Origin of the sequence: Xanthomonas sp. MLO165, assembly GCF_018831305.1 — a bacterium.
In the GTDB taxonomy this organism is placed as follows: domain Bacteria; phylum Pseudomonadota; class Gammaproteobacteria; order Xanthomonadales; family Xanthomonadaceae; genus Xanthomonas; species Xanthomonas arboricola.
The window spans coordinates 225662-251852 of sequence record NZ_CP029263.1; the positions used below are offsets into that span (position 1 = coordinate 225662).

General features: G+C 68.1%; 23 protein-coding genes and 1 pseudogene. 18 read left to right on the forward strand and 6 right to left on the reverse strand.

What is annotated here, in order from left to right; genetic code table 11:
* Positions 1–24 precede the first annotated feature (24 nt).
* From DGN21_RS00950 to DGN21_RS00990, 9 genes are all read left to right on the forward strand, one after another.
* The gene (locus tag DGN21_RS00950) at positions 25–657 is read left to right on the forward strand and encodes a ParA family protein (RefSeq protein ID WP_016904235.1); all 633 of its coding nucleotides are present in this window, start codon (positions 25–27) and stop codon (positions 655–657) included.
* Positions 658–671: 14 nt separating this feature from the next.
* Positions 672–1148: a histidine phosphatase family protein gene (locus tag DGN21_RS00955; RefSeq protein WP_016904234.1), complete on the forward strand. Its 477-nt coding sequence runs from the start codon at positions 672–674 to the stop codon at positions 1146–1148.
* Between the two features lie 3 nt (positions 1149–1151).
* Positions 1152–1724: a YceI family protein gene (locus tag DGN21_RS00960; RefSeq protein ID WP_024939492.1), complete on the forward strand. Its 573-nt coding sequence runs from the start codon at positions 1152–1154 to the stop codon at positions 1722–1724.
* Entirely contained in the window at positions 1721–3742 is a 2022-nt protein-coding gene (locus DGN21_RS00965) for a phospholipase D family protein (RefSeq protein ID WP_126965334.1), read from the forward strand. The genes DGN21_RS00960 and DGN21_RS00965 overlap by 4 nt, the downstream gene beginning before the upstream one ends.
* Positions 3743–4046: 304 nt before the next feature.
* Positions 4047–4475 carry a hotdog fold thioesterase gene (locus DGN21_RS00970; protein WP_046345313.1) on the forward strand — a complete coding sequence of 143 codons (429 nt, stop codon included), beginning with the start codon at positions 4047–4049 and terminating at the stop codon, positions 4473–4475.
* Positions 4476–4496: 21 nt separating this feature from the next.
* The gene (locus DGN21_RS00975) at positions 4497–5396 is read left to right on the forward strand and encodes a lysophospholipid acyltransferase family protein (RefSeq protein ID WP_181116495.1); all 900 of its coding nucleotides are present in this window, start codon (positions 4497–4499) and stop codon (positions 5394–5396) included.
* A 63-nt stretch (positions 5397–5459) separates the two neighbouring features.
* The gene (locus tag DGN21_RS00980; protein ID WP_126965475.1) at positions 5460–6446 is read left to right on the forward strand and encodes an alpha/beta fold hydrolase; all 987 of its coding nucleotides are present in this window, start codon (positions 5460–5462) and stop codon (positions 6444–6446) included.
* A 58-nt stretch (positions 6447–6504) separates the two neighbouring features.
* Positions 6505–8577, forward strand: coding sequence for a tetratricopeptide repeat protein (locus DGN21_RS00985; RefSeq protein WP_126965474.1), 2073 nt, complete (start codon positions 6505–6507; stop codon positions 8575–8577).
* A gap of 880 nt (positions 8578–9457) precedes the next feature.
* Entirely contained in the window at positions 9458–10069 is a 612-nt protein-coding gene (locus DGN21_RS00990) for a YbhB/YbcL family Raf kinase inhibitor-like protein (protein WP_005912167.1), read from the forward strand.
* Positions 10070–10174: 105 nt separating this feature from the next.
* Here the strand turns inward: DGN21_RS00990 and DGN21_RS00995 are convergent, their stop codons facing one another.
* The gene (locus DGN21_RS00995) at positions 10175–10987 is read right to left on the reverse strand and encodes an META domain-containing protein (RefSeq protein WP_126965473.1); all 813 of its coding nucleotides are present in this window, start codon (positions 10985–10987) and stop codon (positions 10175–10177) included.
* A 136-nt stretch (positions 10988–11123) separates the two neighbouring features.
* Positions 11124–11918, reverse strand: coding sequence for an undecaprenyl-diphosphate phosphatase (locus DGN21_RS01000; RefSeq protein ID WP_047124532.1), 795 nt, complete (start codon positions 11916–11918; stop codon positions 11124–11126).
* A gap of 221 nt (positions 11919–12139) precedes the next feature.
* On the opposite strand from DGN21_RS01000, the gene glnA reads away from it, so the two are divergent.
* From glnA to DGN21_RS01035, 7 genes are all read left to right on the forward strand, one after another.
* A complete protein-coding gene (glnA, locus tag DGN21_RS01005; protein WP_016903411.1) occupies positions 12140–13549 on the forward strand; it encodes a type I glutamate--ammonia ligase in 1410 nt (469 codons plus the stop codon).
* Between the two features lie 276 nt (positions 13550–13825).
* Positions 13826–14164, forward strand: coding sequence for a P-II family nitrogen regulator (locus tag DGN21_RS01010; protein ID WP_002808480.1), 339 nt, complete (start codon positions 13826–13828; stop codon positions 14162–14164).
* Between the two features lie 22 nt (positions 14165–14186).
* A complete protein-coding gene (locus tag DGN21_RS01015; RefSeq protein ID WP_024940499.1) occupies positions 14187–15629 on the forward strand; it encodes an ammonium transporter in 1443 nt (480 codons plus the stop codon).
* A 264-nt stretch (positions 15630–15893) separates the two neighbouring features.
* Entirely contained in the window at positions 15894–16949 is a 1056-nt protein-coding gene (locus tag DGN21_RS01020) for an ATP-binding protein (protein ID WP_016903409.1), read from the forward strand.
* The gene (ntrC, locus tag DGN21_RS01025) at positions 16942–18372 is read left to right on the forward strand and encodes a nitrogen regulation protein NR(I) (protein WP_102255371.1); all 1431 of its coding nucleotides are present in this window, start codon (positions 16942–16944) and stop codon (positions 18370–18372) included. The genes DGN21_RS01020 and ntrC overlap by 8 nt, the downstream gene beginning before the upstream one ends.
* Before the next feature lie 404 nt (positions 18373–18776).
* The gene (locus DGN21_RS01030; protein WP_054592037.1) at positions 18777–19376 is read left to right on the forward strand and encodes a superoxide dismutase family protein; all 600 of its coding nucleotides are present in this window, start codon (positions 18777–18779) and stop codon (positions 19374–19376) included.
* 49 nt (positions 19377–19425) lie between these two features.
* On the forward strand, positions 19426–20073 hold the full coding sequence (locus DGN21_RS01035) for a superoxide dismutase family protein (protein WP_024940497.1): 648 nt from the start codon (positions 19426–19428) through the stop codon (positions 20071–20073).
* A 254-nt stretch (positions 20074–20327) separates the two neighbouring features.
* On the opposite strand, the gene DGN21_RS01040 is transcribed toward DGN21_RS01035, so the two are convergent.
* Positions 20328–20765 (reverse strand): VOC family protein, encoded by a 438-nt coding sequence (locus tag DGN21_RS01040; protein ID WP_126965472.1) that lies wholly within the window; start codon positions 20763–20765, stop codon positions 20328–20330.
* Positions 20762–21646, reverse strand: a complete 885-nt coding sequence (locus DGN21_RS01045; protein WP_054592039.1) for a hypothetical protein — start codon at positions 21644–21646, stop codon at positions 20762–20764. Before DGN21_RS01045 ends, DGN21_RS01040 begins: the two co-directional genes overlap by 4 nt.
* Before the next feature lie 89 nt (positions 21647–21735).
* On the opposite strand from DGN21_RS01045, the gene DGN21_RS01050 reads away from it, so the two are divergent.
* Positions 21736–23031, forward strand: coding sequence for an acetyl-CoA C-acetyltransferase (locus tag DGN21_RS01050; protein ID WP_024940494.1), 1296 nt, complete (start codon positions 21736–21738; stop codon positions 23029–23031).
* A 115-nt stretch (positions 23032–23146) separates the two neighbouring features.
* A pseudogene (locus DGN21_RS01055) lies at positions 23147–23690 on the forward strand (hypothetical protein).
* Positions 23691–23874: 184 nt separating this feature from the next.
* Here DGN21_RS01055 and DGN21_RS01060 read toward each other — a convergent pair.
* Both DGN21_RS01060 and DGN21_RS01065 read right to left on the reverse strand, forming a co-directional pair.
* Positions 23875–25140, reverse strand: a complete 1266-nt coding sequence (locus DGN21_RS01060; RefSeq protein WP_102250751.1) for a heme biosynthesis HemY N-terminal domain-containing protein — start codon at positions 25138–25140, stop codon at positions 23875–23877.
* Positions 25137–26114 carry a uroporphyrinogen-III C-methyltransferase gene (locus tag DGN21_RS01065; protein WP_102580133.1) on the reverse strand — a complete coding sequence of 326 codons (978 nt, stop codon included), beginning with the start codon at positions 26112–26114 and terminating at the stop codon, positions 25137–25139. The genes DGN21_RS01060 and DGN21_RS01065 overlap by 4 nt, the downstream gene beginning before the upstream one ends.
* Between the last annotated feature and the right edge of the window lie 77 nt (positions 26115–26191).

The following is a 26191-nucleotide window of genomic DNA, read 5'->3' on the forward strand; positions in this document are numbered from 1 at the left end:
CTTGCTCCCGGAAGCGAGGCGTGCATGAAGACAGTCCTGGTGGCCGGCTCCAAAGGCGGCGTCGGCAAGACCACGATCGCCACCAATCTGGCCGCCCATGCGGCCTTGCAGGGCCAGCGCACCGTGCTGGCGGACGCCGATCCGCAAGGCTCGTCCACGCGCTGGGCGCAGCGTCGCGCCAGCCTGGAAAGTGCGGTGTTGCCGATCGACGCCACCCGCCGGCGCAACTGGCAGGCCGCGGTGCCCGATGGTACCGACCAGCTGGTTATCGATGCTCCGGCCGGTGCGATGGCCGACGACCTGAGCGGCTTCCTCGACCACGTCGATGCCATCGTGGTGCCGGTATTGTCCTCGGCGCTGGATATCGAAGCGGTGGTCGGCTTCCTCAACACGCTGGCCAAGGTGCCGCGCGTGCATCAGCGCAAATTGCCGGTGGGCCTGGTGCTCAACCGCGCCCGTCCCTGGACCCAGACCTCGCAGCAAGCTGCCGAGATGATCGGCGCCTGGCCCTATCCCCTGGTAACCCAGCTGCGCGACACCCAGGCCTATGTGGTGATGGCCGGGTTGGGGCGCAGCCTGTTCGATTACCGCTCGGCGCAGGTGCGCGACCATCAACAGGACTGGGAGCCGCTGTTCAAGTGGCTCAAGAAGTCCTAGACCGGAGTGTTTTCATGCGCGAACTGATACTGCTGCGACACGCCCACGCCGAACCGGCCGATACCGGCCAGGCCGATCTGGATCGCCCGCTGTCCCCGCACGGCATCGCCGAGGCCGAATCTGCCGGCCGCTGGCTGCGCGAGCAGCGCCTGGTGCCCGACCGCGTGCTGTGCTCGCCGGCGCGACGTGCGCGCGAGACGCTGGAAGCGGTGCTGGAACTCACCGGCTACATCGAACAACGCCTGGACGAGCGGATCTACGACGCCACGCCGGGCACCCTGGCCAGCCTGGTGGACGAACACCGCGATGCCGAGCGCCTGCTGCTGGTCGGCCACAACCCAGGCCTGGAACGGCTGGCCGCCTTGATGCACAGCGGCCAGACCGGCGACTACCGCGGCATGCCGACCGCCGCGATCGCCCTGCTGGCACTGCCGCTGGATGCGGCCATCGAACCGGGCATCGCCCGCCTGACCGCCTTCTGGTGGCCTTGATCCGTGTCATCGTCGCTGCGCTGGTTTGCCTGGCTCGCGCTCTGGGTCGCTCTTCCCTGCATGGCGCAGCAGAAGCTGCATTCCATCGATCCGGTGCAATCGCGCTTCGGGTTCGAGATCAGGACGCGCTTCGGCATGAAGATCGAGGGGTTCTTCCCGCGCTTTCGGGGTGAATTGGCGGAATTGCCTGACGGGCGCCAGCAGGTGCGCTTCCGTCTGGATGCCACGCAGGTGGAAATTCCCGGCAAGGACCGCTACACGGCGTGGATGCGCGGCGAGGATTTTTTCGACGTCGCGCAGTATCCGGTGGTGGAATTCGAGTCGTTTCCCTATACCGCGGAGGTGGTGAAGAAGGGCGGCGACATCACCGGCAACCTGACCATTCGCGGAATCACCCACATCGAGACCCTGCACGTGGTGCCGGCTGAATGCGCGCGTCCGGGCTATGATTGCGATGTAATCAGTCGAGGTACGGTCCTGCGTGGACGTTACGGAATGAATGCGTGGCAGATGGCCCTGGGCGACAGGGTGACGTTCATTCTGCGTGGGCGGTTGCAGGAGGCGCGGCGCCCGTGAGGTTCCTGTTGAGGGTGCTTGTGCTGGCAACGCTGTTGCTCGGCACCGGATGCGCCGGCCTGTCGCAAATCGAACGCAACCGTGCCGCCGGGGTGGCGGCCGCTGCCCGCAGCACCGTGGTCAGCTGCACGCAGGCCAATCGTTGCGCCCAGCTCTCGCCGCTGCGCGCGCTGGGTGGCGAGGCGATCACCGCCTCCACGCCGGCCGCGCCGCGGCATTACGCCACCATCGTCGATCACGGCGAAGAATCGCTGGTGGCGCGGCTCAACCTGATCCGCAGCGCTACCCGCAGCATCGACCTGCAGACCTACATCTTCGACAAGGACGACAGCGCGCGGATGGTGCTGGATGCGTTGACCGATGCGGCGCAGCGCGGGGTCAAGGTGCGCATCCTGATCGATCAGCTTTCGGCGATCGCCGATCTGCAGATTCTCGGTGCGCTGGCCAGCACTCACGAAAACCTGCAGCTGCGCATCTACAACCCGACCTTCGGCAAGGTCAAGCTCAATTACTTCGACTATGCCGGCAGCGTGGTGTGCTGTTTCCGTCGCTTCAACCAGCGCATGCACAACAAGCTGCTGGTGGTGGACGACGTGCTCGGCGTGGTCGGCGGCCGCAATTATCAGGACGACTATTACGACTGGGACAGCGAGTACAACTTCCGCGACCGCGACGTGATCCTGGCCGGGCCGGAAGTACGCGCGATGGCCGCCAATTTCGATGCGTTCTGGCGCGCGCGCCGCAGCGTGCCGGCCGAGCGTCTGAACGATGTCGGGCGCCTGCTGCTGGAGCAGGGCGCGCCCAAGATGCCGCCGGCCACGTTCCGCCGCCCCGATCGGGTGGAGCGGGTCGATCAGGAGGCGCGCGATCCGCAGTTCGTGCGCGATGCGTTCGTGACCCCGGCCATGCCGGTGCAGCGCGTGCTGTACGTGGCCGACCTGCCGCAGAAGCATCGCAAGGAGCACGCCGCCAAGGCGGTGTCCACCGCGCCCGAGCTGGACGGCCTGATTGCCGGCGCGCAGCAGGAAGTGCTGCTGCAGACGCCGTATCTGGTGCTGTCCGACGAGGCGCAGGCGATCTTCCGCGCATTGCGCCAGCGCCCGCAACCGCCGCGGATCGTGGTGTCGACCAATAGCCTGGCCGCCACCGACAACCCGATCGTGTATGCGCTGTCGTACAAGTTCAAACGCCGCAACATGCGCGAGCTGGGCTTCAACGTCTATGAATTCAAGCCGTTCCCGCTGAACGCGCCGGTGGAGTACGCCAACCTGGTGCCCGATCCGCTCAATCCCGCGGCGGCCGAGCCGGCCGAAGACGATGGTCGGGTCAACCGGGTGATCGGCGGCAGTGCGGCCGGCAACGCCATGCGTGGCAGTGGTGGCGGTGGCGGTGGCACGGCCGGCACTGCGATCCGCGGCAGCGGGGGTGGCGCAGGCCGTGCGCCCGGCGGCAGCGAGGTCGATCGGCGCGTGTTGCGCACCGAGACACGGCCTTCGTTCCTGGGCACGCGCGCGGTCAACAGGCCGCTGCCGGTGACCCGTGCCGGTGCACGCATGGGCCTGCATGCCAAGTCGTTGGTGGTGGACCGCCGCATCGGCGTGATCGGCACGCACAACTTCGATCCGCGCAGCGAGAACTACAACACCGAAGCGGCGGTGGTGATCGACGATGCGCGCTTTGCGCAGGCGCTTGCGGCCAGCATCGAGCGCGACATGGCGCCGGAAAATGCCTGGACCGTGGCCCCGCGCGAAAAGCCGCCGGTGCTGAGCGGATTGAACTACAGCGTGGGCAAGGTGTCCGAAGCCTTGCCGGTGCTGGATTTCTGGCCCTGGCGCTACGCCACCAATTACGAGTTTCAGCCGGGGCCGGGTTGCCCGTTCCCGCTCAAGCGCCAGGACCCGCAGTTCCGGCAGTGCTATGTGGCGGTAGGCGATTTCCCCGAGGTCAATGTCGGCCCGAAGTGGCTGCTGGTGCGGATGCTGACCGCCTTCGGTGCGGGATTGGTGCCGATCCTCTGATCGCAGCGGTGCCGGCCTGGGGCCGGCATCGAGACGGCGCGTGGCAACCGGTGCATCGTGGAGCGACGCACCGCTGCAATGGCGCGGTGCGCTGCGGTAGGTAAATGGGCGGCGCGCCACACACCGCCATCCGCCGAAGTCACCATCGCGGCCTGGCTCGTAGCGCCAGCCAAAGGCAGTTGCATCAGATCCCAGCGCCGCAGATGCTGTCCCGATTCCCGATTCCCGATTCCCGATTCCCGATTCCCGATTCCCGATTCCCGATTCCCCCAATCCCCAATCCCCAATCCCCAATCCCCAGCCTATGACCTTCCGCGAACCCGTCGACCTGGCCGCCCTCAACGCCTCCAGCCGTGACACCTTGATCGAACATCTGGGCATCGTGTTCACCGCCGCCGGCGACGACTGGTTGAGCGCCACCATGCCGGTGGATGCGCGCACCAAGCAGCCATACGGCCTGCTGCACGGCGGTGCGTCGGTGGTGCTGGCCGAAACCCTGGGCAGCAGCGCCGGCAACCTGTGCGTGGACATGACCGCGCAGATGTGCGTCGGGCTGGAGATCAATGCCAATCACCTGCGCGCCGCCACCGATGGCCTGGTCACCGGCACCGCGCGTGCGGTGCATGTGGGGCGCAGCACCCAGGTCTGGGACATCAGCATCGAAAATCCGGCCGGCAAGCGCGTCTGCGTCTCGCGGCTGACCCTGGCCGTGGTCCCGCGCAGCAATGGCTGAGCACGCCGTGCAAGTGCATGGGTGGAACAGCGCCACCCGCGGCGGGCACTGCGCGCAGGCCACGCTGCTGTCACAATAGTTGCGCTTCCTTCCCCTGGTACCGGTCCGGTTCCGTCAATGAGCGAGTCATCCCTGGACGCCACGCGCGACGCTGGCAGCGTGCTGCGTTGGTTCCGGTACCTGTATCGGGTGCCGTTGTTGCTGGTGCATCTGAGCATCTGCCTGCCGATCACCATGCTGTGCGTGGTGACGCCGCCGCTGGCGCGCATCCGCACCGGGCGCGACGACACCCTGGACGAGCTGATGATCCGTTGGTGGCAGGGCAACCTGATGCGCATCTTCGGCTTCCGCCTGCGGCGCTTCGGCACCCCGCTGCCGGGCGCGACCCTGTTCGTGGCCAACCACGTCAGCTGGGTCGACATCTCGATGCTGCACAGCCAGCGCGTGATGGGCTTTGTGGCCAAGCGCGAGATCGCCGGCTGGCCGCTGGTCGGCTGGCTGGCGACCAAGGGCCAGACCATCTTCCATCAGCGCGGCAATACCGAATCGCTGGGTGGGGTGCTGCAGGAAATGCTGCTGCGCTTGCGCAGCGGCAAGCCGGTGGGTGTGTTCCCCGAAGGCCGCACCCGTGGCGGTACCGAAGTCGGCCCGTTCCACGCACGCATCTTCCAGGCCGCGGTCGAGGCCGGCGTGCCGGTGCAGCCGGTGGCACTGCGCTACGGCGAGCGCGGCAATGCGCAGGCAGTGGTGGCGTTCGGCGAGCGCGAGAGTTTCTTCGCCAATATCGTGCGTCTGCTCGGCGAGCCGTCGCGGCTGGCCGAGGTGCATTTTCTCGAGCCGATCCGCGCGCTGGATATCGAAGGACGCCGCCGCCTGGCCGATACCTCGCGGCAACGCATCATTGCGGCAATGGAGTCCTGAGCCGACGATGCAAGCGCTCATCACCCCTGCGGCTGGCACCCCCTTGTCTGGCCCGATGAGCGCATGAACGCCTCCGACTATCTGCCGCCGCGCTGGCTGCGCAATCCGCATGTGCAATCGGTGCTGGGCAGCAGTGCCTTGCGCCGGCTCCGTAGCCGCCAGTTGCTGGCCGCCAGCGGCGCGGTCACCAGCGAACACATTCTCGACGGCGGCGACGGCGTGCGCCTGCAGGGCTGGATGAGCATCCCGCCCGGCGATGCCCCGGTGCGCGGCACGGTGCTGCTGCTGCACGGCTGGGAGGGCAGTGCCGAGTCCAATTACATGCGGTTGACCGCCGCGCGCCTGCTCGGCCTGGGCTATCAGGTGTTCCGGCTGAATTTCCGCGACCACGGCGGCACGCACCACCTCAACGTGGACCTGTTCCACTCCGATCGCATCGAGGAAGTGGTCAATGCGGCGGGCGATCTGTGGCGGCGGTTTCCCGCGCCGCAGTTGCTGGCGGCGGGCTATTCGCTGGGCGGCAATTTCGCGTTGCGGCTGGCGCTGCGGGCACTGGCGGCCGGGCTGCCGCTGGCGCGCGTGGCGGCGGTGTGCCCGTTGCTGGATCCGGCGGCGACGATGCTGCAGCTGGAGAAGGGCCCGCAGTTCTACGATTGGTATTTCCGCCGCAAATGGCGCGAGTCGCTGCTGCGCAAGCGCAAGCTGTTCCCCGATCAGCACGGCTACGACGACGCCACGCTGGCGCTGGACATGCGCGGGCTGATGGCCTGGCTGGCCGAGCAGCACACTGGGCATGGCTCGCTGGAAGCGTATTTCGACAGTTATTCGATCGCCGGCGAGCGCCTGGCCGGCCTGCAGGTGCCGGTGGACATCCTGATGGCCGAAGACGACCCGGTCATTCCGTTCGAGGATTTCGCTGCCTGGCAGCTGCCGGCGCATGCGCAGCTGGAAATCGCGCGCTGGGGCGGCCACTGCGGCTTTCTGGAAAATGCCCGCGGCGATGGTTTCGCCGAACGCTGGGTGGCCGAGCGGCTGGCGGCGCAGGCGTAGGTCGGCGGCACCCCGCGCATCGTTACAATAGGCGTTTGTCCTGGACACGCCCTCCGCCATGCAAGACGCCATTCTTCAAGCCCTGCGCCGCAACGCGGCCGACGATGCGGTGGCGCTGGCCCGCGAGTGGGTCCTCAGCGCGCCCGAAAACGCCGCCACGCATCGCTGGCTGGGCCTGGCCCTGCAGCAGCAGGGTCAACCGGCGCTGGCGCTGGCCAGCATCGAAACCGCGCTGACGCTGACGCCGGAAGATGCCGATCTGCATCTGCTGCGCGCCGGCCTGCTGTTGGCGATGCGCGAGCTGTCGGCGGCGGACGACGCGTTGTCGCGCACCACCGCGCTCGACCCCAACCAGTTCAACGCCTACGTGATGCAGGCGCATCTGGCGGTGGCGCGCGGCGATCTGGACGAGGCGCAGCGGCTGAGCCGCACTGCCGCGCGTCTGGCGCCCGAGCACCCGCAGTTGCTGGCCGTCGATGGCGTGGTGGAGTTGCGCCGCGGCCAGGGCGAGCGCGCGCTGTCGCTGCTGACCCGCGCCGCCGAGCAACTGCCCGACGACCCGCGGGTGATGTTCGCGCTGGGCTTTGCGTATCTGCAGAAGGAGCATTTCGCGTTTGCCGAGCGCGCCTTCGAGCGCGTGGTCGAGCTCAATCCACCGGGTACGGCGCTGCGCGCCTTCATCGCCCAGCTGGCCCAGCGCCAGGGCCGCCTGGACGATGCGCTGGCCGCGATGCAGGGTGTGTTCGCCCAGCCCGGCGGCGATCTCCCGGCCATGCGCCGGCTCGCCGGCGAGATGGAATTGCAGGCCGGCCGCCCCGACCAGGCCGCCGCGCACCTGCGCCTGGCGCTGGCGCATTGGCCGGCCGACCGCCGCACCTTGCATGCCTTGCTGACCGCCTGGGAGCGGCTGGGCGCGGTGGACGATGCGCGCGACACCCTGGACGCGGCGCTGGCCACCTCGGCCAATGCGCACGACCTGTGGCTGGCGCGGCTGGCGGTGGAGCCGGTCGGCGGGCCGCAGGCGCAGGCAGTGATCGAGCGCTGGCTGCTGGCCATGCCCGAGCATCTGCCGGCACTGGAAGCGCTGATGCGCGTGCACGACATGCAGGGCCATGCCGAACAGGCGGAAATGGTGGCGCGCCAGATCGTGGCGGTGGAGCCGGGCCGCCTCAGCGGCGAGCAGCGCATCGTCGAGGCGCTGCTGGAGCGCGACCCGCCGGCGGCGATCGCCTGCGTGCAATCGCTGATCGACTCGCTGCCCGAGCCACAGCAGACCGTGCTGCGGCCGTGGCTGGGCAATGTGCAGGACCGCGCCGGCCAGCCCGAGGCGGCCGTGGCGACCTGGATGCAGTTCCAGCGCGAACAGGCCCAGCACCGCCTGCCGTTGCCGCCGCTGGCCGCCAAGCAGCCGATGCAATGGCCGGAGCTGGGGACCATTCCCGAGAGCGTGACGGCACGGCCGCTGTTCGTCTGGGGCACGCCCGGCTCGCATGTCGAACGCCTGGTCGCGGTGATGAGCGCGGCCACCCCGCTGGTGCGCGACGATCGTTATGGCAGCACGCCGCCGTCCGATGCGCTGCAGAGCTACCGCACTGTCGAGCAGCTGGCGTCCGGCGAGCTGGCGCCGATGGCGCTGGTGGAAGGCTGGAAGGCGCAGCTGCCGCGGCGCGGTATCGACGACGGCAACGTCATCGACTGGCTGCTGTGGTGGGACAACACCCTGCTGACCGCGCTGCGCCCGCACCTGCCCGAAGGCCGGTTGGCGATCGCGCTGCGCGACCCGCGCGACATGCTGCTGGACTGGCTGTCGGCCGGCGCGCCGGCACCGCTGGCCGTGCAATCGCCACAGCAGGCCGCCGACTGGCTGTTGACGGCGCTGGAACAGCTCGCCGTGCTGCACGAGCGCGATCTGTATCCGCACCGGATCATCCGCCTGGACGGCATCGAGAGCGACCCGCAAGGCATTTCCACCGCGCTGGAACAGGCGTTCGGCCTGCGCTTTCCGCTGGTCGAACCGCGCGGCCCGGCCCGCCTGGCCGCGGGTCGCTGGCGCAACTACCGCAATGTACTGGGCGCGCAATTCGATCTGCTCACGCTGATCGCGGTGCGCTTCGGTTACCCGCAGGACTGAGCACCGCTCAGCACGGCCGCGCTCACTGCCAGGTGAGCGCGGCCGGCGCCCGGTGCGGCATGCCGTCGGCGGCGCAGCCCGCACCACCTCGTAGGAGCGGCCCCGGCCGCGACGAGGCGTTACCGATGAACGCGGCCACCGACGATGCGTCGCCACCGATATGATGTGGCGTTACCGATAACGTCCCGTCGCGGCCAGGTCCGCTCCTACGAATCGGGGCAGATTGGCCGGCGAACGAATGTGGCGCTCACTGCCCGGTGGGCGCGGCCGGCGCCCGGGGCGGCCTTCGGCGGCGCAGCCCGCACCACCCCGTAGGAGCGGCCCCGGCCGCGACAAGGCGTTACCGACGGACGCGGCCACCGACGATGCGTCGCCACCGAATGATGTGGCGTTACCGATAACGCCCCGTCGCGGCCAGGTCCGCTCCTACGAATCGGGGCAGATTGGCCGGCGAACGAATGTGGCGCTCACTGCCCGGTGGGCGGCCGGCGCCCGATGCGGCATGCCATCGGCGGCGCAGCCCGCACCACCTCGTAGGAGCGGCCCCGGCCGCGACGAGGCGTTACCGATGAACGCGGCCACCGACGATGCGTCGCCACCGAATAATGTGGCTTTACCGATAACGCCCCGTCGCGGCCAGGTCCGCTCCTACGAATCGGGGCAGATTGGCCGGCTGAATATGGCGCTCCCTGCTACGCGCACGCGGGCGCTGCAGTGTCCACGTTGCCGATGCATGATCACGCGGCCACGGCGTTCGCTGGCGGGGTGAACCGGCCGCGATAAACCCGGCCGGGCGCACCAGAGGGTTCCATGGCGATGGCTTCCTCTGCGGCGCGGACCCAGGCACCCTGGTCGGCCTCATTGCCTCGGAGACTCCTGCATGCGCCTGACCAGCAACAGCATCGAAAACGGCAAGCCTATCGCGGTGGAATTTGCCGCCGGAACGCCCGAGGGCTTTGCGCCCAACCGCAACCCGCATCTGGCCTGGAGCGAGGTGCCGCCCGGCACGCGCTCGTTCGCGCTGCTGTGCCTGGATCCGGATGTGCCGACCGTGCCGGAAACCGTGGGCCGCGACGATGTGCAGATTCCGGTCGATCAGCCACGCACCGATTTTGTGCATTGGGCGATGGCCGACATCCCCGCCGACGTGCATGAGATCGCCGCAGGCAGCTGCAGCGACGGTTTCGTGCCTAAGGGCAAGCAGCAGCCGGCCGGCCCGGCCGGTGCGCGCCAGGGCCTGAATTCGTATACCGAATGGTTTGCCGGCAATGCCGACATGGCTGGCAATTATCTGGGCTACGACGGCCCGTACCCGCCGTTCAACGATCTACGGGTGCACCGCTATTTCTTCCGCGTGTTTGCGCTGGACGTGGCGCAGCTCAGCCTGCCCGAGACCTTCACCGCGGCCGATGTGCTGGCGGCGATCCAGGGCCACGTGCTGGCCGAGGCGGCGTTGCACGGCACCTACACGCTGAATCCGGCGCTGCGCTGACGGCAACGCAAGGTCCTGCGCCACCGGTCAGGTCGGCGCAGGCCGGTTGCGGTCCATGGTGACCTGGTGCGGGCGGCGTCAATCGCACGATCGCCGCCACACCGGTCAACCGGTGGCTTCGATCATCTGCTCGAGCACGTACACCGGCGCGCCGTCCGTGCCTGCGGCGGCCGGGTAGCGGGTGACGCGCAGCAGGGTGCGGATGCCGGCCTCGTGCTCGAAGCCTTCGATCTTGCCCTCGAAGACTTGCCAGGTCTGGGTGACAGGCTGCCCTGCCGCATCCTGTTCGCGCAGTTGCAGGCATTGGCGCGCCGGGTCGGACCCACATGCCACGGTGTCGGCCGCCACTTCGATCAGCAGCGTCTGGCCGCGGCCGCCGTAGCGGGTGTCGGCCGTGGCGACACCGCCGAACACCAGCCGGGTGCCGTCGCTGCGGGTCAGGGTCAGCTGCGGCGAGGCCTGCGCGGTGTTCAGCGCCACCGCAAAGCGGCCGGACAGCAACTCGCTGGCAGCGCGTTCCTGGGCCATCCGCCGCGGTTGCGCGCACAGGCGTTTGCTCGACACCACCCGGCCGATCTGCAAATACGCCTGCGCCACGCTGTAGTCGGCGCCCAAGGCGTTGCAGGTCTGGCTGACCTGGATGCGGTGATCGCTGAAATCCAGCTGCAAGGGCGGTGTGCCGGCGACGAACAGGCTGCGCAAGGCAGTGCCGTGCGCATCGCTGGCCTGCTGCAGCTGCCAGTGTTGCGCCCGCAACGCGGCCTGCAGTGGCGCGTTGTCGGCGGCGATTGAGCTGGTCGTGGCCGGCTCGGCGGCAGCGGCGTCGGCGCTGGATCCGGGCGCCTGCGGCGGCGCGCTCGACCCGCAGGCCGTCACGCCCGCTGCCAGCAGTGCAGGGGCAAACAACACGGCACGCATGCGGCGGCTCCCGGTGATCGATATGTCAGTGATACCGCCACCGCACGGCCAGGGCAATGACGCAAGTCACTGCCCGGCCATGTGCCTCGCATGCCGCGCCGGCTCAGCCGGCACGACACGCGACCGCGTGGCCGTCTCAGGCCAGCGCCGGCAGCCACAGCAGCAGGGCCGCGCCCAGCACGATGCGGTAGACCGCAAATACGGTGAAGCGGTGCTTCTTGATGTAGCCCAGCAGCCACTTCACCACCACAAAGCCGGTGATGGTCGCCGCCACGAAGGCCACCGCCACATCGGCCCAGTTCTCGCTGCCGAAGCCACCTTCCTTGTACATCTCCAGCAGGGCATACCCGCTGGCCGCGAACATGGTCGGGATGCCCACCATGAACACGAAATCTGCCGCCGCCGAGCGCTTGCTCAGACCCAGCAGCATGGCCAGGAAGATCGCCGAGGCCGAGCGCGAGGTGCCGGGGAACACACCGGCCACCACCTGCGCCAGACCGACCGCGATGGCCACTTTCCAGGTCACCACATCGCGCTCGGGCAGTTTGCCGGCGAAGTGCTCGGCCACCAGCATCCACAGCCCGCCGATCAGCAACGCCCAGGCCACCGGGTGCACGGTTTCCGGCAGCTGCCAGCCGGCCTTGCGCACGATCAGCCCGACCACCGCGGTAACCAGGAAGGCCACGCCGATCTTCAGCACGTAGTCGCGGTTGTCGCGCTGGCCCAGGCCGGTGGCCAGGGTCCACAGCTTCTGCCGCAGCGCCAGGCAGATCGCCAGGATCGCGCCGGCCTGGATGACGATGTTGAAGAAGTCAGAACGGCGTCCGAGCCATTGTTCGGCGATCAGCAGGTGGCCGGTGCTGGAGATCGGCAGGAATTCGGTGAGGCCTTCGAGAATGCCCAACAGCAGGGCGGAAATCAGATCGGACATCGGACTGGAGAGGGGATGGGGGAGGCGTCAGGATAGTGCATTGCGGCATGCACCATATCGGTGCACCATGCGATTGCTTAGCACCTAAAAGGTGCTAGCTAGACGTGAGCGGCCTCAAGCGATGCAAGCAAAATCAAGGACTTGTGAAGATCCGGTGCTTGGCATGGTCCCTGCTGTAGTTCCGCTCACGAGCCACTTAACTCCTGCAGAGGTTTCTTCCGATGTCCGTGGAAAATGTTGAAAAGCTGATCAAGGACAACAAGGTCGAGTTTGTCGACCTGCGCTTCGTCGATATGCGTGGTGTACAGCAGCACATCACCTTCCCGGCCAACATCATCGAGCCGGCGCTGTTCGAAGAAGGCAAGATGTTCGACGGCAGCTCGATCGCGGGTTGGAAGGGCATCAACGAGTCTGACATGGTCCTGCTCCCGGACGCCGGCACTGCGTATCTGGATCCGTTCTTCGCCGATCCGACCATCGTGCTGACCTGCGACATCCTCGATCCGGCCACCATGCAGAGCTATGAGCGCGACCCGCGCGGCATCGCCAAGCGTGCCGAGGCCTACCTGAAGTCCTCCGGCACCGCCGACCAGGCGTTCTTCGGCCCGGAGCCGGAATTCTTCATCTTCGATTCGGTGCGCTTTGCCAACGACATGGGCCACACCTTCTTCCAGGTCGGCTCGGAAGAGGCTGCCTGGAACACCGGCGCCAAGTACGACGGCGGCAACAGCGGCTACCGTCCGGGCGTGAAGGGCGGTTACTTCCCGGTTCCGCCGACCGACACGCTGCACGACCTGCGCGCGGAAATGATCAAGACGCTGGAACAGGTCGGCATCGAGACCGAGGTGCACCACCACGAAGTGGCCACCGCCGGCCAGTGCGAGATCGGCACCAAGTTCAGCTCGCTGGTGCAGAAGGCCGACGAACTGCTGACGATGAAGTACATCATCAAGAACGTCGCCTACCGCAACGGCAAGACCGCGACCTTCATGCCCAAGCCCATCGTGGGCGACAACGGCTCGGGCATGCACGTGCACCAGTCGCTGACCAAGGGCGGCGTCAACCTGTTCTCCGGCGACGGCTACGGCGGCCTGTCGCAGATGGCGCTGTGGTACATCGGCGGCATCTTCAAGCACGCACGTGCGATCAACGCCTTCTCCAACTCCGGCACCAACAGCTACAAGCGCCTGGTCCCGGGCTTCGAGGCGCCGGTGATGCTGGCCTATTCGGCCCGCAACCGCTCGGCCTCGTGCCGCATTCCGTGGGTCACCAACCCGAAGGCGCGCCGTATCGAAATGCGCTTCCCCGATCCGTTGCAGTCCGGCTACCTGACCTTCACCGCGCTGATGATGGCCGGCCTGGACGGCATCAAGAACCAGATCGACCCGGGCGCGCCGAGCGACAAGGACCTGTACGACCTGCCGCCGGAAGAAGAGAAGCTGATCCCGCAGGTCTGCTCCAGCCTGGATCAGGCGCTGGAAGCGCTGGACAAGGACCGCGAGTTCCTCAAGGCCGGCGGCGTGATGAGCGACGACTTCATCGACGGCTACATCGCGCTGAAGATGCAGGAAGTCACCAAGTTCCGTGCTGCGACCCACCCGTTGGAGTACCAGCTGTACTACGGCAACTGAGTTCCACCGCGGTGATGGCGGAGGCCCCCCCTCCCACCTCCGCCATCGCCGCACATGTTTGATCGCTCCACGGCACCGGCCGTGGAGCGAAGGGGTATTGAGAGAGCACACAGTTCGCGACGCGCGGGCCTGACCTCTCCCACGGGGCGGATGCATCTGCATCGGCCGAGGTCTGCGTAATCGCGAACGCGCGGATGCCGGGGTTGGCATCCAGGTGAATGACACCGCCGGGCGGCGCAATGCCGGCCGGTCTTTTCCACCATTCGGGGTATGCGCATGAAATTGATCACCGCCATCATCCGGCCGTTCAAGCTCGACGAGGTCCGCGAGGCCCTGTCCGCAGCAGGCGTGTCGGGCATCACCGTGACCGAGGTCAAGGGTTTCGGGCGCCAGAAAGGCCACACCGAGCTGTACCGCGGCGCCGAGTACGTCGTCGATTTCCTGCCCAAGATCAAGATCGAGACGGTGGTGACCGACGACCGGCTGGACGCAGTGGTCGAGGCGATCCAGAACGCCGCCGGCACCGGCAAGATCGGCGACGGCAAGATCTTCGTGACCGCGATCGAGCAAGTCGTGCGCATCCGCACCGGCGAGATCGGCGCCGATGCGCTCTGAGTCCCCCACCCCCGGAGTTCTTATGAAGACAGCCCTTTTTGCCGGGTGGAAAGCCCGGTTCTACAGTGTCTGCATGCTGATGCTGTTCAGCGCGCTGGTGGTGGGCGGCATGGGCAGCGCGCACGCGCAGTCCACCCCGCAGGTCACCCCGCTGCCGACCGAACCGGTCACCACCGAACCGCTGCCGTCGGCGCAGCCGCCCGCCGCACCGGTGGCCGCCGCCGAAGCCGCGCCGGTGGTGGAGAAGGGCGATGTCGCCTGGATGCTGACCTCCACGCTGCTGGTGCTGCTGATGGTGGTACCGGGCCTGGCGTTGTTCTACGGCGGCATGGTGCGTGCCAAGAACGTGCTGTCGGTGCTGATCCAGGTCGCGGTGGTGTTCTCGCTGCTGACCATCCTGTGGGTGGTGTACGGCTACAGCCTGGCGTTCTCCGGCGAAGGCCCGTGGATCGGCAATCTGGACAAGGCGCTGCTCAAGGGCGTGACCATCGAGACGCTGGCAGCCACCTTCACCAAGGGCGTGAGCCTGCCGGAATACGTGTTCGTGGCGTTCCAGGCGACCTTTGCCGGCATCACCGGTGCGCTGATCGTCGGCGCCTTTGCCGAACGCGCCAAGTTCGCCGCGGTGCTGCTGTTCTCGGTGATCTGGTTCACCTTCGGCTACCTGCCGCTGGCGCACATGGTCTGGGCCACCGGCGGGTACCTGTTCGGCCTGGGCGCGCTGGATTTTGCCGGCGGTACCGTGGTGCACATCAACGCCGGTATCGCCGGCCTGGTCGGCGCCTACTTCGTCGGCAAGCGCGCCGGCCTGGGCCGCGAGGCGATCAAGCCGCACAACGTGACCCTGACCTTCGTCGGTGCCTCGCTGCTGTGGGTGGGCTGGTTCGGCTTCAACGCCGGCTCCAACCTGGAAGCCAATGCCGGTGCGGCCCTGGCCTTCCTCAACACCTTGCTGGCCACTGCCGCTGCCATCCTGGGCTGGTCGCTGACCGAGAAGATCATCAAGGGCAAGTCGTCGGCGCTGGGCGTGGCTTCGGGCATGGTCGCCGGCCTGGTCGGCATCACCCCGGCCTGCGGCACGGTGGGTCCGTTCGGTGCGATCGTCATCGGCCTGGCCGCCGGCGTGCTGTGCGTGTGGGGCGTCACCGGCCTGAAGCGTCTGCTGGGCGCCGACGACAGCCTGGACGTGTTCGGCGTGCATGGCCTGGGCGGCATCATCGGCGCCATCCTGACCGGCGTGTTCTCGGCGGCCTCGCTGGGCGGCCAGAAGGGCGGCGATTACGACATCGTGCATCAGGTCGGCATCCAGGCGCTGGGCGTGGGCATCACCCTGGTGTGGATCGGCGTGGTGTCGGTGGTGGGCTTCCTGGTCGCCAAGCTGGTGTTCGGCCTGCGCGTCACCGAGGAAGCCGAACGCGAGGGCCTGGATATCACCTCGCACGGCGAAGCGGCATACGAGTCCTGAGCATGCACACCCGCGGCCACGCTGCCGCGGGTGGCGCAACGACCCGGCCGGGACAGCCGTGCCGGGTCCGTTCTCCCCGTTGCCCCGCTGGGCGCGGACCAACTGCCGAGGTGCCTGCATGACCAGCCCCACGCCTGTGACTGTCGGCGCGGATGTCCGCTGGATCGGTGCGACCTGCTGCCGTCCGGCCCCGATGCCTTGCCTGCATGCTTCGTTTTGCGCGCCATATGCGCAGGCCGATCGTGCTTGCACTAAATTGGTGCAATGCTGATGTCGTCCATCCTCCCGTCGCTGGACAGCCTGGGCACACCGGTGGCCTGGGCCGACCGCGAGGGCCGCGTGCTGGGCGTCAATCCGGCCTTCGCGCGCTGGCTCGGGGTCAGTGCGCGGCGTCTGGTCGATCAACCGCTGGCCGCGCTGGAAGTGCAGGGCGATGCGCTGGCCCGTTTCCTGCTCAACGACGAGCGCGACGTGCTGCGCCTGCATCGGCTGGCATTGGGCCTGCCCAATGACGCGCCGCGCTTTGCCGAAGGCTGGCTGTCGCGGCTGGACGACGGCGGCTGGCTGCTGGAAACCCATCCGGTCGACGAATTCCCCGCGCTGGATCCCACCCACGCGCTGCCCAATGCCCTGAGCGCCGCGCTCAAGGGCCTGGCGCACGAACTGCGCAATCCGTTGGCCGGGCTCAAGGGTGCGGCGCAGTTGCTGGCGCGGCGCTCGGCCGGGCGCGACGAGGACGAGCGCGAGCTGATCGAGTTGATCGGCACCGAGATCGAACGCCTCAATACCCTGCTCGAACGCCTGCTCTCGCCCACGCCGGCGCGCCCGCACGACCGCCTCAACATCCACGTCGTGCTCGAGCGTGTGCTGCGCCTGGCCGAGGCCGAGGGCGGCTGGTCGGTGCAGGTGCAGCGCGATTACGACCCCAGCATTCCCGACATCCTTGGCGATGGCGACCGCCTGACCCAGGCGGTGTGGAATCTGGTGCGCAATGCGTTCCAGGCCGGCGCCACGCGGGTGACCCTGCGCACCCGCGTCGAGCACGGCCAGCGCATCCGCGACCGCGTCCATGCGATGTCGCTGCGGCTGGAGATCATCGACGACGGCGGCGGCGTGCCGGAGGAACTGGCCGAGCACCTGTTCCTGCCGCTGGTCAGCGGCCGCGCCGAGGGCAGCGGCCTGGGCCTGGCGCTGGCCCAGCAGGTCTCGCGCGAACACCACGGCACGCTGACCTACCGCTCGCGGCCGGGACATACCGTTTTCACCCTGCTGTTGCCCGAGCTGGCCGGCGATCACGACAAGGAGCATCTGCATGGCTGAGGCCGCCGCCGCATCCCACCACATCTGGGTGGTCGACGACGACCGTTCGGTCCGCTTCGTGCTGTCCACCGCCTTGCGCGATGCCGGCTACGCCGTGGATGGCTTCGAAAGTGCCGCCGCCGCACTGCAGGCACTGGCCATGCGGCCCACCCCGGATCTGCTGTTCACCGACGTGCGCATGCCCGGCGAAGACGGCCTGAGCCTGCTCGACAAGCTCAAGTCCAGGCACCCGCAACTGCCGGTGATCGTGATGTCGGCCTACACCGATGTGGCCAGTACCGCCGGCGCCTTCCGCGGCGGCGCGCACGAGTTCCTGTCCAAGCCCTTCGATCTGGACGATGCGGTGGCCTTGGCCGCACGCGCGCTGCCGGATGCCGATGCCGGTGTCGAGGAGATCATCGGGACGCCCTTTGCAGAAGGCTCGGCCTCGCTGATCGGCGACACCCCGGCGATGCAGGCGCTGTTCCGCGCGATCGGCCGGCTGGCGCAGGCACCGCTGTCGGTGTTGATCAATGGCGAGACCGGTACCGGCAAGGAACTGGTGGCGCGCGCGCTGCATAACGAATCGCCGCGCGCGCGCAAACCCTTCGTCGCGCTCAACACCGCCGCCATCCCCGCGGAACTGCTGGAAAGCGAATTGTTCGGCCACGAAACCGGCGCCTTCACCGGCGCCACCAAACGCCACATCGGCCGCTTCGAACAGGCCGACGGCGGCACGCTGTTCCTGGACGAAATCGGCGACATGCCGCTGCCGCTGCAGACCCGTTTGCTGCGCGTGCTGGCCGAGAACGAATTCTTCCGCGTCGGCGGGCGCGAGTTGATCCGCGTCGATGTGCGCGTGATCGCCGCCACCCACCAGGACCTGGAGGCGCTGGTCGAACAAGGCCGCTTCCGTGCCGACCTGTTGCATCGCCTGGACGTGGTGCGCCTGCAATTGCCGCCGCTGCGCGAGCGCCGCGGCGATATCGCGCAGCTGGCCGAGAATTTCCTGGCCATGGCCGGGCGCAAGCTCGACATGCTGCCCAAGCGGCTGTCCTCGGCCGCGCTGGAACAACTCCGCCAATACGATTGGCCCGGCAACGTGCGCGAGCTGGAAAACGTCTGCTGGCGCTTGGCGGCCCTGGCCACTGCTGACATCATCGACGTGGTGGACGTGGAATCGGCACTGGCGCGCGGCGGCCGCCGCCAGCGTGCCGGCCGCGGTGACGGGCAATGGGACGAGATGCTCTCCAGCTGGGCCGCGCAACGCCTGAGCGAAGGCGCCCAGGGCCTGCACGCCGAAGCCCGCGAACGCCTGGACAAGACCCTGCTCGAAGCCGCCCTGCAACTCACCCAGGGCCGCCGTGCCGAAGCCGCCGCGCGATTGGGTCTGGGCCGCAACACCGTCACCCGCAAACTCGGCCCGGGCCGCAAACGTCGCTGATCTGGCGCTAAAGCCCCTCTCCCATGGGAGAGGGGGTGGGGTGAGGGTCGCTGTGCCGATGGAAGCGCTACTGCACGCGCATCTATCCCAACGATGCCTCGATCGAGCTGAGGCTGCCGACACTACCCGCGGCAAGCGTTGATCAGTGACGCGCCGCCGCGTCCCTATGCCATCGATACGTCACTGCGGCTTTTCATCTGCCGACGCCATCGTCCAAGCAGCTCACGACACGTGTACTCGGCGCCCCGCACACCATCCCAACAACCCGCATCCCATCGACCCGCACCTCCAACAGCCCGGCCATCCACACCAACCCCGTAAACTCCTGTGCTGCCAGCGGCGCATTTCATGACATGTGAACATGCGCCCGCATAGGTTTTCAGCCTGATCAGGAGAACAGCTCGATGCGTTACCGGTCGTCCACGATCGTTGCCCTCACCGCGCTGGCGCTTGCCGCCTGCAGCAGCACGCCACCGCCTCCGCCACCACCGCCACCGGCGGCGCGCGTGGTGCCCGTGCGTCCGGTCCAGCAGGCCGAAGCGGCGCTGGCATCGGCGTCCGGCAGCCTGGTCAGCGGTCGGGTGGTGCTGGTCCCTGCGCTGCAAGGCATCCGTATCACCGGCACGGTCGGTGGCCTGCGCCCGGGCGGCGTGGCCGGCTTCCATGTGCACGAACGCGGCGATTGCAGCGCCGCCGACGCCAGCAGTGCCGGTGCGCATTTCAATCCGAGTGGCATGGCGCACGGACGTGCCGGCAACACTCCCCACCACGCCGGCGACATGGACAACCTGCGTGCCGATGCCGAAGGTGTCGCGCATCTGGACATGATCGTTGCCGGCATCACCCTGGGCGATGCCGCGCCCACCGACGTGGTCGGCAAGTCGCTGGTGGTGCATGCCGACGCCGACGACTATCGCAGCCAACCCAGCGGCAATGCCGGCGCACGTCTGGCCTGCGGCGTCATCCGCGTCACCCAGTGGCGCACACCCCCTTCGCAGCCCTGAGTCGGGGCACCCCTGGCTGCAGCTGCGGCCTTTCCACAGGAGTTTTCTCATGCGCATTCTTCCAACGACGTTGTTCCTGGCCACCGCGCTGGTGCTGACCGCGTGCAAGCGCGACGAACCCGCTCCGGCCGATCCTGCACCCGCACCGCAGGCCGGCGCAGCGGCCGAAGCGGCGCATGGCGGTGAGCACGCCGCGTCCATGGTCACCGAAGCGGCGGCCACCACCACCGCCACCGCCGAACTCAAGCCGACCAAGGGTAGCGACGTCAAAGGCACGGTGAGCTTCAAGATCGTCGACGGCGCGCTGCGCGTCACCGGCCAGCTCAGTGGCCTCAAGCCCGACAGCGAACACGGCTTCCATATCCACGAAAAGGGCGATTGCAGCGCACCGGACGGCAGCAGCGCCGGCGGCCACTTCAACCCGGCCCAGTCCGATCACGGCGCCGTCAGTGCCGATCCGCACCACGGCGGCGACATGCCCAACATCAAGGCCGATGCGCAGGGCAATGCCAGCATCGATGGCCCGGTGTCGAGCAACGTCAATCTGGGCAAGGCCGACCAGTTCGATATCGCCGGCCACGCGGTGATCGTGCACGCCGATGCCGACGACTACAAAACCCAGCCCACCGGCAACGCCGGCGGCCGTCTGGCCTGCGGTGTGATCACCACCGACAACGCCCCAGCTGCAGCCAAGTAAGCAGGACAGGCCAGCAGCCAGGCAAAACGCCGCGGTGATCGATTACCGCGGCGTTGTTGTTTCTGGGCTACGGTGGGGGAGCGATCCGGTCCTGCGGCGTGCCGACGCTAGTGCATCCGGCACGCCGCATGTCGCGCGCTGCATGCTTCCTGTTGAATTGTCGGTACATCTCGAACCGTCGATACACCGCACACCGGGCGCACCGCACAGGCGACCAACGTCGATCGCTTGCGCAAGACCCGCGTCATCGGCACTCAGTAATTCGGCCACAGCCCCGGCGTCGCCAGCTCCAGCAGATGCGCATCCGGATCGCGGAAGTACAGGCTGTGCCCGCCGCCCGGCCATTGCGTGCGGCCCTCGATGGGCACGTGGCAGGATTGCAGATGTGCCTCCCATCCGGCCAGCGCATCACTGGCGATGGCGAATGCGTAATGCGCGCGCCCGCTGCCATCGTGCGGCGGAATCGTGCCGCCCGGCAGCGTGACCGTGGAGGCGGTGCTGCCCTGCAGGAACAGCAGCAACACCTGCCCGGACGCGATTGCGTACGCGGCCATGCGCGTGTCGCGATACATGGCTGCCAGTCCCAGTACGCGGGCATAGAACGCGCATGCGCGCTCCAGGTCGGCCACATACACGCCGGTTTCCAGTACGCCCTGCAACGCCGGCGCTGTGGAAGCCGGCGTCTGGCTCACGCGGCCAATGCCTGGCGCGGATCCTGGCCCGGTTCCACATGCACGTACAGTACCGGCAGGCCATGCGCTTCCAGCACTGCGGCCATCTGTCGCTGACGCGAGAGGAATTGTTCGTAGACGCCGCGCAGGCGTTCGCAATTCTCGCGGTCGTGCGCGTAGTAATCGCACCAGCCGGCCGGGTCGAACAGCGCGATGCGCACTTCGCCCTCGACATAGCGCAGCACCGGCTCGGGCGGCTGTTCCAGCCACTCTTCGGTATGCGGCGCCAGCAGCGCGGCTTCGATCAGCGGCCACAACGGGGCCAGGCCCTGGTTGTCGTACTGCATCGAAATCATCGCCGCCAGATCGTTCGCGGTGAGATACCGCGCGTGTTCGATGCGTGCGCCGAAGCTTTCCTGCGCCAGCAGCGCGGTATCGGCCTGCGCCATGCCCTGGGCCAGCAGCACTTCTTCCATCGCATCGGCCACCGTCGCCACGATCTGCGGATCGCCGGAGAGCAGGAACGGCAGCACGCGCAGGCCGCCGCCGGTCAGCTGTGCGTCGGCCTGGAAGGGCAGGGGGATCTCGCCCTGCGCATCGGCGCCGAACGCCAGCACGCGCGGACCCTGGTCGCGCCCGGGCGCGCGCGCATGCAGCTCGTCCAGCCGGCGATGCAGCGGCCAGCCCGGCCGCAGCACTTCGGCCGGGTCGAAGTGCGCCATTGCCACGCTGAGCTCGAGCTCGCGGACTTCGGGGATCCACTGCGCCAGGTCGCGGCCGATGCGTTCGGCCAGCATGCCGGCCTGCTCGGGCGCCAGGGCGCCGCGCTCGGGGGCGGTGCCGCCCGTCAATTCCAGCGCCATCACACCCATGGCGGTCACGCCGTGTTCGGTCTTGCTCATGATTCGCGGTTGGCCCATCACGGGGGTCGAAGCTACACTTCGGCCATTATGCCTGCCGGCCCTGTGCAGGCCATGTCCCCGAGTCCTCCATGCCAGGTCAACCGATGCCCGCAGCCCGTCCCGTCGCCATTCTGGGCGGCGTTCGTATCCCGTTCTGTCGTCAGAACACCGCTTACGCGGACGTGGGCAACCTGGGCATGTCGGTGCGCACGCTGGGCGCGCTGGTCGAGCGCTTCGGGCTGCACGGGCAGCAACTGGGCGAAGTGGCGATGGGGGCGGTGATCAAGCACTCCTCGGACTGGAACCTGGCGCGCGAGGCGGCGCTGTCGTCCGGGCTGTCGCCGCTGACGCCGGGCATCACCCTGCAGCGTGCCTGCGGCACCAGCCTGGATTCGGTGATCACCATCGCCAACAAGATCGCGCTGGGCCAGATCGATTCGGGCATCGGCGGCGGCTCGGACACCACCTCGGAAGTGCCGATCGTCTACGGCAAGAAGCTGCGCGCGCGGCTGATGGCCGCCAACCGCGCCAAGGCCACCGGCGACAAGCTCAAGGCGCTGCTGCGCGGCTTCAAGCTGAGCGAGCTCAAGCCCGAATTCCCCGGCGTGGCCGAGCCGCGCACCGGCAAGAGCATGGGCGACCACTGCGAGGACATGGCCAAGGAATGGAACATCTCGCGCGACTCGCAGGACGAATGGGCGGTGTCCTCGCACCACAAGCTGGCCGCTGCCTATGAGCGCGGCTTCTTCGACACGCTGATCGCGCCGTTTCGCGGCGTCTCGCGCGACAACATCCTGCGCGCCGACACCTCGCTGGAAAAGCTGGCCACGCTGCGCCCGGCCTTCGACAAGACCTCCGGCCGCGGCACGTTGACCGCGGCCAATTCCACCCCGCTCACCGATGGTGCGGCCGCGGTGCTGCTGTCCAGCGAAGCCTGGGCGCTGGCGCATGGCCACACCCCGATGGCCTATCTGCGTGATGCGCAGGTGGCGGCGGTGGATTTCGTGCATGGCGAGGGCCTTTTGATGGCGCCGACCATTGCGGTGCCGCAGATGCTGGCGCGTCAGGGCCTGACCCTGCAGGACTTCGACATCTACGAAATCCACGAGGCCTTCGCCGCGCAGGTGCTGTGCACGCTGCGCGCCTGGGAAAGCGAGGATTACTGCCGCAATCGCCTGGGGCTGGAAGCGCCGCTGGGCCGTATCGACCCGGACAAGATCAACCCGCTGGGCTCGTCGCTGGCCACCGGCCACCCCTTCGCCGCCACCGGCGCACGCGTGGTGGCCACTGCCGCCAAGCAACTGGAAGAACGTGGCGGCGGCCGTGCATTGATTTCGATCTGCACCGCCGGCGGCATGGGCGTGGTGGCCATCGTCGAGCGCTGACGCTGCTGCGCAGCGTGGGATTGGGCATTCGGGATTGGGGATTCGCAAAAGCAGCTGCGGACTCCTGATTTTACGAATCCCGAATCCCGAATCCCCAACCTGCAAGGACGCATGGATGTCGAACGTTGATTCACACGAGCCCCCCAACGCTTTATCTGCCTCCGACGCACGGCGCCGTGTGGCGCGAGGGCGATGTGCTGGTGTGCACGCCGGGCGCCGATCTGCCGCCGCGTTGCGTCAAGTGCAATGCGGCCGCGGACATCTCGCCGCGCCGCTACATCTTCCATTGGCATCACCCGGCGATCTATCTGACCCTATTGATGGGGGTGCTGCCGTATCTGATCCTGGCCATCGTGCTGCGCAAGCGCAGTGCGCACGTGCTGAGCCTGTGCGCGTGGCATGAGCGCCGCCGCGTGCGGTGTGTCGCCATCGCGATGGCGTCGATCCTGCCGTTGCTGGTGGGGGTGCTGTGGATCGGTGGTGCGACCGGCTGGCTGACCGGTGCCGGTGTGATGGCGGCGATGCTGTTGATCGGCAGGCGCGGTTCGCGCGTGTTGTCGGCGCAATCGGTCGATCACGAGCAGGCACGTTATTTCGGTGCCTGTGACGCGTTTTTGCGCGCATTGCCAGCGCCGCCCCGGGAATCGCGCGATGGGTGATCTGCGCCGCTATGTTTGCAGATAGCTTTGTAACGTCAATGCGTTGCCATCCCCGCGGACGTGAGGATGGGCCGGCAAACGTTGCCGGCGGCGCTTCTGCCCGGATCTAGAAAACCAAAAGCCCCGGACATGCCGGGGCTGATGGTGAGTCCACGCATCGCCGCAACGGCGATCAGACCTTAGGTCAAAGCACGCGATCGTCCGGTGCGAGCGGATCGGCCGGCGGCGTGGCATACGCCGAGACGATCGGCCCGTGCAGCGACTGCTGCGGCAAGCCCTCGTGCACCGGCTCGCCGCGTGCGGCGCGCAGGGCGTTGGCGTAGCAATGCTGTGCAGACAGCAGATCCCCCGCGGCGGCAAAGCCGTGGCCGAGTTCTTCCCAGGCCTCGCTGCCCGCGCCATTGGCCACCGCGCGATGCAGGAACTCTTCGGCCTGCGACCACTGCTGCTGGTGACGGGCCAGGCGCGCCAGGGTCAGCAACAGGCCCGGGCTGTCCGGGTACTGGGCCAGCCAACGCTGCGCACTGGCGCGGCGCGAATCGTATTTTTCCAACGGCAGCACGCCGTACAGGCGCACCAGCGATTCGTCCCACTGCGTGTCCAGCGCCTGCTCCAGGCTGTGCACTGCCGCGTCGTCCCAATGCAGCGCCGCGGCGCGCTGTGCATAGGCGCCTACCACCGCAGGATAGGTACGCAGCGGTTTGGGCAGCGCTTCCCAGCGTTCGGCCAGGGCATTGGCATCGCCGGCCTGCAACAGCGTCTGCTCGGCCAGCGTCGCTTCCAGGGCGCTGTAGGCCTCCGGTGCCAGTACCGCCTGCTGACGCAATGCGCCCAGCTGGCCGTAAGCCTCGTCGGCGCGGCCGATCTGCGCCAGGGCGTGCGTGCGCAGCAGCAGGCCGCGCGCCGGCAGCGGCTGGGCGTTGGCATGATCGAGCGCATTGATCGCCTCGACCGGGCGTTGCCGCGCCAGATGCCGCTCGCCCTGCAGCAACGCATGCGCGGTGGGGTCGCGCTCTGCCAATTGCTGGGCCAGCGCGTTCGCCGCCACCTCATCGCCGCGTGCATCGGCGACCCGCACTGCGCTGGCCAGGGCGATGCCGCTGACCTCCGCATCCTCGCTGGCGTTGACCAACAGGCGCTCGGCACGCTGCCACTGGCCGTGATCGGCTGCGCGCAGGCCTTCGATCAGGCGGGCGCGGCCCTTCCTGCGGCGGTACTTGCCCCAGACCCGGAACGGCAGGCTGACCAGCGTCCACACCAGCCACAGCACCAGCAGCGCGATGACCAGGATCAGCAACGCCTGCGGCATGGCGGCGCGGTAGTCGTTGCCGCCGACGCTGACCACCACATTGCCCAGGTCGTAACTGGTCTGATGCGACAGCCATTGCGCACCGAGCACGCCCAGCGCCACGGCAACCAACAGGATCAAGACGGTACGCAACACTTTCATTGGGTGGATCTCCCTTCACGCATGGCCTGCAGTTGCAGCAGGGTGGTGCCCAGTTCCGGCAGGCGCGGACGCAGTGGCGCTTGTTGCAGCGTGCGCAGGCGGGTACGTGCCTGGCGACGTTGTGGCGAATCCGGCCATAGCCGGGTGGTCCAGGTGTCCACCCGGCGCAGCGATTGCGCAAAGCCGGCGGCATCGCCGCGCTCGGCCGCAGCGCGGGCCAGGCTGACCTCGATCTGCAAGGCGTCGCGCGCGGCATGGCGATCGCCGCCGGTCAGCAGTGCATCGCCTCGGCTGGGACGGATGTCCACCAGCGGTGTGAGTGCTTTCTGCCACCACGGCTGCGCTGCTTCGCTCTCTTGAGCGGTCTGTTCGGGCAGGCGCAGCAGGTCGCCGGCCAACTGGTCCAGGGTGTGGCCGGCCTGCGCCTGCGGACCGGCGCCCAGGCGATCCAGTGCGTCGCGTTCCTGTACCAGCGCCTGGCGCAGGTTGAGATAGCCGGGATCGTCGATGCCATTGAGCGCGGCATTGGCCAGTGCGTAGGCGCGGCGCGCACCGTCGGCGTCGCCGGCGATGCTCAGCCGCTGCTGGCCCAGCCGCAGCAGCAGTTCCACTTCATCCAGCCGCAGCGCCTGTGCACCGTGGCGGTTGGGATCGGCAAGCTTTTGCACGGTTTCTTCGAGCAAGGCGCTGCGTTGGCTCAGGCCCAGCATCTCGTCGCGCAGCACGCGGTTGGTGGCTGCCGCATCCGCCAGGCGCTCGTTGGCCAGGCGTTGGTCGCGGCGCAAGGTCTCCAGCATCTGCTGCGTGCCATCCCAGCGCTGCTGCTGCGCTTCGGCGGCCTGCAGTTGCGCACTTTGATAGCCCTGCCATGCGCGCCAACCGAAGAACAGCGCCACGCCCACGGCGGCCAGCGCGACAACGAGCAGCAGCCATGCCAAGGGAAAGCGTCGCGTGGAAGCGGGCATTTCGGTCATTCGTCCATCCTCGCGCGGTCACGACGGGTGCAGGTGCCGCAGTCATCTGCCACAGCATGGCGTGCAGCGGCAGACAG

Bases quoted from the DNA above. Each gene is read 5' to 3' on its own strand.
- DGN21_RS00950 (WP_016904235.1), top strand. From the start codon at position 25: ATGAAGACAGTCCTGGTGGCCGGCTCCAAAGGCGGCGTCGGCAAGACC.
- DGN21_RS00955 (WP_016904234.1), top strand. From the start codon at position 672: ATGCGCGAACTGATACTGCTGCGACACGCCCACGCCGAACCGGCCGAT.
- DGN21_RS00970 (WP_046345313.1), top strand. From the start codon at position 4,047: ATGACCTTCCGCGAACCCGTCGACCTGGCCGCCCTCAACGCCTCCAGC.
- DGN21_RS00980 (WP_126965475.1), top strand. From the start codon at position 5,460: ATGAACGCCTCCGACTATCTGCCGCCGCGCTGGCTGCGCAATCCGCAT.
- DGN21_RS00985 (WP_126965474.1), top strand. From the start codon at position 6,505: ATGCAAGACGCCATTCTTCAAGCCCTGCGCCGCAACGCGGCCGACGAT.
- DGN21_RS00990 (WP_005912167.1), top strand. From the start codon at position 9,458: ATGCGCCTGACCAGCAACAGCATCGAAAACGGCAAGCCTATCGCGGTG.
- DGN21_RS00995 (WP_126965473.1), bottom strand. From the start codon at position 10,987: ATGCGTGCCGTGTTGTTTGCCCCTGCACTGCTGGCAGCGGGCGTGACG.
- DGN21_RS01000 (WP_047124532.1), bottom strand. From the start codon at position 11,918: ATGTCCGATCTGATTTCCGCCCTGCTGTTGGGCATTCTCGAAGGCCTC.
- glnA (WP_016903411.1), top strand. From the start codon at position 12,140: ATGTCCGTGGAAAATGTTGAAAAGCTGATCAAGGACAACAAGGTCGAG.
- DGN21_RS01010 (WP_002808480.1), top strand. From the start codon at position 13,826: ATGAAATTGATCACCGCCATCATCCGGCCGTTCAAGCTCGACGAGGTC.
- DGN21_RS01015 (WP_024940499.1), top strand. From the start codon at position 14,187: ATGAAGACAGCCCTTTTTGCCGGGTGGAAAGCCCGGTTCTACAGTGTC.
- DGN21_RS01020 (WP_016903409.1), top strand. From the start codon at position 15,894: ATGCTGATGTCGTCCATCCTCCCGTCGCTGGACAGCCTGGGCACACCG.
- ntrC (WP_102255371.1), top strand. From the start codon at position 16,942: ATGGCTGAGGCCGCCGCCGCATCCCACCACATCTGGGTGGTCGACGAC.
- DGN21_RS01030 (WP_054592037.1), top strand. From the start codon at position 18,777: ATGCGTTACCGGTCGTCCACGATCGTTGCCCTCACCGCGCTGGCGCTT.
- DGN21_RS01035 (WP_024940497.1), top strand. From the start codon at position 19,426: ATGCGCATTCTTCCAACGACGTTGTTCCTGGCCACCGCGCTGGTGCTG.
- DGN21_RS01045 (WP_054592039.1), bottom strand. From the start codon at position 21,646: ATGAGCAAGACCGAACACGGCGTGACCGCCATGGGTGTGATGGCGCTG.
- DGN21_RS01050 (WP_024940494.1), top strand. From the start codon at position 21,736: ATGCCAGGTCAACCGATGCCCGCAGCCCGTCCCGTCGCCATTCTGGGC.
- DGN21_RS01060 (WP_102250751.1), bottom strand. From the start codon at position 25,140: ATGAAAGTGTTGCGTACCGTCTTGATCCTGTTGGTTGCCGTGGCGCTG.
- DGN21_RS01065 (WP_102580133.1), bottom strand. From the start codon at position 26,114: ATGACCGAAATGCCCGCTTCCACGCGACGCTTTCCCTTGGCATGGCTG.